This window comes from Mycobacterium sp. NAZ190054 (assembly GCF_001545925.1).
In the GTDB taxonomy this organism is placed as follows: Bacteria; Actinomycetota; Actinomycetes; order Mycobacteriales; family Mycobacteriaceae; genus Mycobacterium.
Genome location: NZ_LMVQ01000189.1, coordinates 1 through 7250, shown reverse-complemented (window position 1 = coordinate 7250; position 7250 = coordinate 1). Strand labels below are relative to the sequence as shown.

Below are 7250 nucleotides of genomic sequence, written 5' to 3'. Positions count from 1 at the left end.
ACGGTTCGCGGTTCGCCCCCGACGGCTCGTTGCTGGAGGGGCCGGCGACCCGCGGCCTGACCGGAAGCTAGCCGGTCAGGTGCGCAGCGTCTCGGAAGGGTTGCGGCCGTAGGCTTCCCGGTACATCAGGCACACCTGTACTACAAGCGGGCCTACACCGACGCCGCCCTGCTGGGCAGCGCCGAACAGCATCGGGCCAGAGTCGCCGGGCTGGTGCTCGACGTCGCGCCCGACAAGACCGCCCCGCGCGTGGCCACCGGTCTGCCGAGCTGAGAGGAAGCGAAGTGACACAACGAATTTCGCGCTACCTGGGGGCCGCGGCCGTCGCCGCCGCCACGGTGGTGGTGCCGATCGCGGCGTCCGCGCTGACGGCTCCGGCCACCCCGACCGCGCAGTGCCCACCCGGCCAGACGGGCGTGATCTACGGATGCGCGCCGTTCTGTGTCGAAGGCAAGTTCCTCGACACCGCGACGGGGCTGTGCACGCCGATCGCGGCGCCTCCCCCTGCCCCGGCTCCACCTCCCGCCCCCGCGCCGCGGTACTAGGAACCGCCCGTGAACGCAGTGGACCGCTTCTTCGAGATCACGGCCCGCCAGTCGAGCGTGGCCACCGAAATCCGCGGTGGCGTCGTCACATTCATCGCGATGGCCTACATCATCGTGCTGAACCCGATCATCCTGTCGGGATCCGCGGACGTCGACGGCAACCGGCTGGACTTCGCGCAGGTGTCGGCGACGACCTCACTGGCCGCCGGCGTGATGACCATCCTGTTCGGGCTGATCGCGCGGCTGCCGTTCGCGTTGGCCGCCGGACTGGGCATCAACTCGTTCCTGGCCACCACGGTGGTCGGGTCGCTGACGTGGGCCGAGGCGATGGGCCTGGTCGTGATCAACGGCCTGATCATCGTGCTGCTGGCCGTGACCGGGCTGCGGCGCCTGGTGTTCGACGCGGTGCCGATGCAGCTCAAACTTGCCATCACCGCGGGTATCGGGCTGTTCATCCTGTTCATCGGCGTGGTCGATGCCGGGTTCATCTCCTCGACGGGCGCGCCGTCACCGCCGGTGGGGCTGGGCAGTGGCGGCGAGGGATCGATCAGCACCATCCCGACGGTGATCTTCGTGTTCACGCTGCTGCTCACCGCCGTCCTGGTGGCCAAGCGGGTGCGCGGCGGCATCCTGATCGGACTGGTGGCCGGCACCGTCGTCGCGGTGGTGGTGGAGGCGATCTGGCATCTCGGATCGGCGGTCGACAAGCCCGGCGGCTGGAGCCTGTCGGTGCCCGAACTGTCGGGGTCGCCGTTCTCCCTTCCCGACCTGTCGCTGGTCGGTGAGTTCAGCCTGAACAGCTTCAGCCGCATCGGCGTCCTGGCGGCGGTGATGCTGGTGTTCACGCTCGTGTTCGCGAACTTCTTCGACGCCATGGGCACGATGACCGGCCTTTCCCGCGAGGCCGGGCTGTCCGACGAGAAGGGCACCTTCCCGCGCCTGCGTTCCGCGCTGGTGGTCGAGGGCGCCGGTGCGGTCGTCGGTGGTGCGACGTCGTCGTCGTCGAACACCGTGTTCATCGAGTCGGGCGCGGGCATCGAGGAGGGGGCGCGCACCGGTTTGGCCAACGTGGTGGCCGGCGTGCTGTTCCTGGCGTCGATGTTCATCTCGCCGCTGGCGTCGATCGTGCCGACGGAGGTGGCCGCCGCCGCGCTGGTGGTGGTGGGCGCGATGATGGTGTCGCATCTGCGTCACATCGACCTGTCGGAGTTCTCGGTCGCGCTGCCCGTGGTGCTGACCGTCGCGGTGATGCCGTTCAGCTACTCGATCGCCAACGGCATCGGTGTCGGCTTCATCACCTGGGTGGTGATGCGCACGGCGGTCGGCAAGGCCCGCGAGGTCAGCCCGCTGCTGTGGGTGGTGGCGGCGGGCTTCGCCGTGTACTTCGCCCGCACTCCGCTGGAATCCCTGATCGGCTGACCGCTCCCCCCCTTCTGCGCCGAAATGGCATTCCAGCATCGAAAGTTCGAGTGGGTGCCTGCTGGAATGCCATTTCGGCGGTGGGTCAGCGGTATTTGGTGACGTACTCGGTCATGGTCCGGAGCTGATAGCGGGACACGTCGTGGGCGTGCTCATCCTCGCCGAACACCGAGGACACCATCACGGTGTCGTCGCGGTCGTAGAAGCCGAGCTCGGCCAGGCCGCCGAAGAACTCGTCCCAGTCGACATCACCGTCACCGATCTTGAGATGCTGATGCACCCGCACCGGGTTGCCCGGCGGGTTGGTGATGTAGCGCAACCCGTGCGAGCGGTGGTGGTCCATGGAATCCGCCACGTGCACCAACCGCAGCTTGTCCCCCGCGGCGGCCATGATCTCGGACATGTTGCCGCCCATGTGGAACGTATGGCAGGCGACGTACACCATGCCGATGTTGGGTGAGTTCACCCCGCGGATGATGCGCAGCGCCTCCAGTCCGTCCTCGACGAAATCGTCGGGGTGCGGGTCGATCCGCACGTCGACGCCCTCACGCTCGAAGATCGGGACCAGCTCCTCCATCGACCGGAAGAACGCCCGCTCGGACTCCTCGGCCTTCTCCGGTCGGCCGGAGAACTCGGTGTTGATCACGTTGACGCCGAGGTCGACGGTGATCTGCACGACCCGTTTCCAGTTGCGCACCGCGGCTTCCCGGGCGTCCTCGTCGGGCCCCGACCAGCGCAGCACCGGCAGTACCGACGCGATCCCGACGCCGGCGTCGGCGCACGCCTTGCGGAACCTTGCCACCAGATCGTCGTCGGCGCGCGGGTGGTTATAGAACGGGATGAAGTCCCGGTGCGGCGTCAGCTGCAGGTACTCATAGCCCAACTCGGCGACCAGGGCCGGGAATTCGAGCAGATCGTAGTCGTGGTGGAACGGCGTCGGGTCGAGGGCGATCTTCATGTCAGGCTCCCGGGATCGAGGCGCGGTCGACCATGGAGACCGCGACGGGCTGCCCGGACTGCAGGGCCTGCACGCCGGCTTCGCACACCGCGGTGGCGGCGTAGCCGTCCCACGCGGTGGGTCCGGCGACGTACGTCCCGGTCGTGGGTCCGCCGCGGACCGCGTCGACCCACTGCTGGATCTCGGTGTCGTAGGCGCGGCCGAACCGCTCCCGGAAACCGCGGGTGATGGTGCCGCCCCACACCCCTGGTGCGCTCTTGCGGACCAGGCCGACGTCCAGACCGATCATCGCGCTGCCCTTCTCGGCCACCAACTCGGTGCGCACCTCGTAGGCCACGCCGGTGGTGACGAACAGCTCGACGTCGACATGGCGGCCGCGCGCGGTCTTCATGATCGCGATCTGCGGATCGGACAGTCCCTCGCGGGCAAGGGAATTCGGCATCGGCTTGACGATCTGGATCGAGGCGATCTCCTCTCCGAACAGGAAGCGGGCCACGTCGACCTCGTGCACCAGCGAGTCGCGGACCGTCATCGCCGAGTCGAAGTGCTCCGGCACCGCCGGGTTGCGGTGCACGCAGTGCAGCAGCAGCGGGTTGCCCAGCTCCCCGCCGTCGATCAGGGCCTTGAGTTCGGCGTACTCGTCGTCGAACCGGCGCATGAACCCGACCTGGATCAGCCGGACGCCCAGTTCGGCCTCACGACGGACCACGTCCAACGACGTCTCGATGTCGGTGGTCAGCGGCTTCTCGCACAGCACCGGCTTGCGGTGCTCCAGGCACGCCAGCAATTGCTTCTCATGCGTCGGGCCCGGTGTCGCGAGCACCACGGCGTCGACGTCCGGGTCGGCGATCGCGTCCAACGGGTCGGCGACCGCCCGGCAGCCGGGGATCCCGGCCGCGAGCTGTTCGGCCTTCTCGGTGACGTAGTCGTTGACGACGGCGACGCGGGCCCCGGAGATGCGGGAAGCGATGCGCGCGACGTGATCAGCGCCCATCAGGCCGACACCGAGGACGGCCACACGGAGTTCGGACACGGGGAACACTCCTACTTGAAGGTGACGGACGGGATACCGCACGACCCGAGGTAGGTGCGGGTGCGTTTGGCGATGGGCAGCGGGGCGTCGGCCTCGCACGGGTACATGTCCTGCTCGACGATCGCGAACACGTCGATGCCCAGCTTCTCGACCTCGGCGAGCAGCGGTGGCATGTCGGGGATTCCGCGCGGCGGCTCGGTCATCGCGCCGAGCTTGACCGCTTCGCCGAACGGCAGGTCCTCGGCCTCGACCTTGGCCCGCACCTGCGGGTCGACCTGCTTGAGGTGCAGATACCCGATGCGTTCCGGGGCGCGCCGGATGATCGCGATGTTGTCGCCGCCGCAGTAGGAGATGTGGCCGGTGTCCAGGCACAGGTTCACGTACCGGCCGTCGGTGCCGTCGAGGAAGCGGTACACGTTGTCTTCCGTGTCGACGTGGGAGTCGGCGTGCGGATGGTATTGCGCACGGACCCCGTAGGTTTCGAACATGGCCTTGCCGAGGTCGTTCATGCCGCCGGTCTTCTTCGCCCATTGCCCGGCGGTGAGGTTACGGTCTTCGAGCACCTCGCCGGTGGCGGGGTCGCGCCACATCTCCGGGATCACCACCACGTGCGTGCCGCCGACCGCGGCCGTCAGCTTCGCGACGTCCTCGATCTGTTTCCAGACGTCCCCGAAGGAGTCGTCGTGGTGCAGGTGCTCGAAAACCGTTCCCGCCGAGAGCTTCAGTCGGCGCGCGGCGAGCTCGTCGGAGAGCTGCGCAGGGTCGGTGGGCAGGTAGCCGTACGGGCCGAGTTCGATCCATTCGTAGCCCGACTCGGCGACCTCGTCGAGGAAGCGGGTGTAGGGCGTCTGCTGTGGATCGTCGGGGAACCACACGCCCCACGAATCCGGTGCGGATCCGACGCGAATGGTGCTCATGCTGGGGTCCTTTCGATGACGGGTGCGGAGATGCCTTGGGCTTCGAGACGTTCCTCGAGTTCTTCGAGGGTCGTGCCCTTGGTCTCGGGCACCAGGCGGTGCACGAAGATCCAGGACGCGATGTTCACCACGACGAACATCGCGAAGGTGCCGGTGGACCCGAGCGCGGTGTTCAGCAGCGGGAACACGAACGAGATGATCGCGTTGGTGCACCACAGCACGAACACCGCGATGCCCATCGCGAAGCCGCGCACCGACAACGGGAAGATCTCCGAGAGCAGCAGCCACACGCAGGTTCCGATGAACATCTGCACGAAGCCGACGAACAGCACCATGCACGCGAGGATCACGTAGCTGCGAGTGGTGTTCTCCGGCAACAGGAACACCGTCGCCAGGGCGGCTTGCGACGCGGCCACCCCGGCGAAGCCGATGAGCAGCATGGTGCGGCGGCCGATGTAGCCGAGCAGGATGATGCCGATGATCGTGGTGATCACCGAGGTGACGCCGACGGCGATCGTCGCGACCAGCGCGGCGCTGACCCCGAGCCCGCTCTGTTCCAGGATGGTCGGGGCGTAGTAGTTCACGGTGTTGATGCCGGTGGCCTGCTGGACGATGGCCAGTCCGCAGCCGATCAGCACGACGCGGCGGATCCACGGCACGTCGCGGATCACCGAGAACGGTGTGCTGGTGCTCTTGAGCATGTGGTTGGTGTGGTCGACCACGATCGCGTATTCGTCGTCGGCCTCGGCCCGAGTGCGGCTGAGCCGCAATACGTTCCGGGCCTCGGGCAGCCGTCCCTGCAGGGCGTACCAGCGCGGTGAGTCGGGCAGAACCAGCATCCCGACCAGCAGCGCGACCGCGGGGACGGCGGCCACGGCGAGCATGGTCCGCCACACGTGTGGGTCGTGGACGAGGTGGTCGAGCAGCGCGTTGGTGGCGAAGGCGAGCATCTGCCCGGTGACGATCATCAACTCGTTGATCGTGACCATGCGGCCGCGTCGGTCGGCCGGCGCCATCTCGGCCAGGTACAGCGGGCAGGTCACCGCGGCAGCGCCGACACCCAGACCCAGCACGATGCGTGCGGCGACCATGATCTGGACGTTGGGCGCCAGTGCGCACCCGAGGGCGCCGATCAGGAACAGACCCGCGCACACCAGCAGGGACCGCTTGCGTCCGATCCGGTCGGCGACCCGTCCGCCGAACAGGGCCCCGAACGCCGCACCGGGGAACAGCAGCGAACTGACCACGGTGGCCTCGCCGAACGGTGACAGCGCGAGGTCGTCCTTCATGTAGAGCAGGGCACCGGAGATGACGCCGGTGTCGTAGCCGAACAGCAGTCCACCGAGCGTGGCGATGACGGTGAGCTTCGTCAGGAAGCGACCCGACTGAGCGGGAGCGGGTTGGACGGACACAGGAACCTCGCTTCTTCGACTAACGCGCGTTAGTAACGCGCGTGAGGTCTACTATGGACCCGGCCGTCCGAATGTGTCAACCATCACGCATCGAAAGGGACACCCACCGTGAGCACACCGCGCCGCAGACGGCCCAACGCCGCGCCGCGCCGCCCGACGATGGCCGACGTCGCGGAACGCGCCGGGGTGTCGCGCACGCTGGTGTCGTTCATCCTGGACGGCAAGCCCGGCGCGAGCGACGAGACGCGCCGGCGGGTCCTCGCGATCGCCGACGAGATCGGCTACCGGCCCGACTCGGCCGCCCGGGTGCTCGCCCAGGGCCGCAGCCGGACGCTCGGGGTGATGAGCGACATCCGGCAGCTGTTCGAGGCTGAACTCATCACCCACATCTATCCGGCCGCCGAGCAGCTCGGTTACGAGGTGCTGCTGTCGGCGAACCTGCCCGGACGCACCGAGGCCACCGTCGTCGACTCCCTGCTCAGCCACCGGTGCGGGGCACTGATCCTGCTGGGCCCGAAGGCCGACCAGGCGTTCTACGACGACCTGGCCGGCCGGGCGCCGGTGGTGGTCGCCTGCCGCCGATTGACGGGCGTGAACGGCGAGGCCCCGCTGGCGACGGTGCGGACCAACGACGCCAAGGGCATCCGGCAGGCCGTCGACTACCTGGTCGGGCTCGGGCATCGACGCATCCACCATGTCGACGGCGGCAAGGATCCCGGCTCGGCCGACCGGTTGCGCGCCTACCGGGCCGCGATGCGCGCGCACGGACTCGCCGGCGAGATCGTGGTCATCCCCGGCGCGCACAACGAGGAGGCCGGCGCCGCCGCCGCGCGCACGATGCTGACCAGCAGCATGTTGCGCATGTCGATGGCCAGGTGCCAGCCGGGGTTGAAGATGCGCCCGCCCTCGACGACGACGTTCTGGTAGCGCGTCTTCAACTCGTCGATCTTGACCAGGACCTCTTCG

The 7250-nt window shown here is 68.3% G+C and carries 6 protein-coding genes and 3 pseudogenes; 4 read left to right on the top strand and 5 right to left on the bottom strand.

Translation table 11 applies throughout. The features are described from left to right. Positions 1-123 precede the first annotated feature (123 nt). From ASJ79_RS33935 to ASJ79_RS14615, 3 genes and pseudogenes are all read left to right on the top strand, one after another. Positions 124-273, top strand: a pseudogene (locus tag ASJ79_RS33935) (acyl-CoA dehydrogenase); the annotation flags it as partial. Positions 274-284: 11 nt separating this feature from the next. Beyond that, positions 285-545, top strand: coding sequence for a hypothetical protein (locus ASJ79_RS14620; RefSeq protein ID WP_067956338.1), 261 nt, complete (start codon positions 285-287; stop codon positions 543-545). Positions 546-554: 9 nt separating this feature from the next. Next, positions 555-1964, top strand: coding sequence for an NCS2 family permease (locus ASJ79_RS14615; protein WP_067956336.1), 1410 nt, complete (start codon positions 555-557; stop codon positions 1962-1964). Positions 1965-2049: 85 nt separating this feature from the next. Here ASJ79_RS14615 and ASJ79_RS14610 read toward each other — a convergent pair whose 3' ends face one another. From ASJ79_RS14610 to ASJ79_RS14595, 4 genes are read right to left on the bottom strand one after another with little or no spacing between them, the layout of a single operon-like run. Beyond that, a complete protein-coding gene (locus ASJ79_RS14610) occupies positions 2050-2922 on the bottom strand; it encodes a sugar phosphate isomerase/epimerase family protein (RefSeq protein WP_067956334.1) in 873 nt (290 codons plus the stop codon). A gap of 1 nt (position 2923) precedes the next feature. Then, the gene (locus tag ASJ79_RS14605; RefSeq protein WP_082753836.1) at positions 2924-3955 is read right to left on the bottom strand and encodes a Gfo/Idh/MocA family protein; all 1032 of its coding nucleotides are present in this window, start codon (positions 3953-3955) and stop codon (positions 2924-2926) included. Positions 3956-3966: 11 nt separating this feature from the next. Then, positions 3967-4872 carry a sugar phosphate isomerase/epimerase gene (locus tag ASJ79_RS14600; protein ID WP_067956333.1) on the bottom strand — a complete coding sequence of 302 codons (906 nt, stop codon included), beginning with the start codon at positions 4870-4872 and terminating at the stop codon, positions 3967-3969. Next, complete coding sequence (locus ASJ79_RS14595) at positions 4869-6284, bottom strand: sugar porter family MFS transporter (protein WP_067956328.1); 1416 nt, start codon at positions 6282-6284, stop codon at positions 4869-4871. Before ASJ79_RS14595 ends, ASJ79_RS14600 begins: the two co-directional genes overlap by 4 nt. Positions 6285-6443: 159 nt before the next feature. Here ASJ79_RS14595 and ASJ79_RS14590 point away from each other — a divergent pair. Continuing rightward, positions 6444-7175, top strand: a pseudogene (locus ASJ79_RS14590) (LacI family DNA-binding transcriptional regulator); the annotation flags it as partial. Here ASJ79_RS14590 and ASJ79_RS35055 read toward each other — a convergent pair. Then, a pseudogene (locus ASJ79_RS35055) lies at positions 7103-7250 on the bottom strand (hypothetical protein); the annotation flags it as partial. The pseudogenes ASJ79_RS14590 and ASJ79_RS35055 sit on opposite strands and share 73 nt — an antisense overlap.

Excerpts from the sequence above, each read along its gene's own strand:
- ASJ79_RS14610 (WP_067956334.1), bottom strand. The coding sequence starts at position 2,922 with ATGAAGATCGCCCTCGACCCGACGCCGTTCCACCACGACTACGATCTG.
- ASJ79_RS14600 (WP_067956333.1), bottom strand. The coding sequence starts at position 4,872 with ATGAGCACCATTCGCGTCGGATCCGCACCGGATTCGTGGGGCGTGTGG.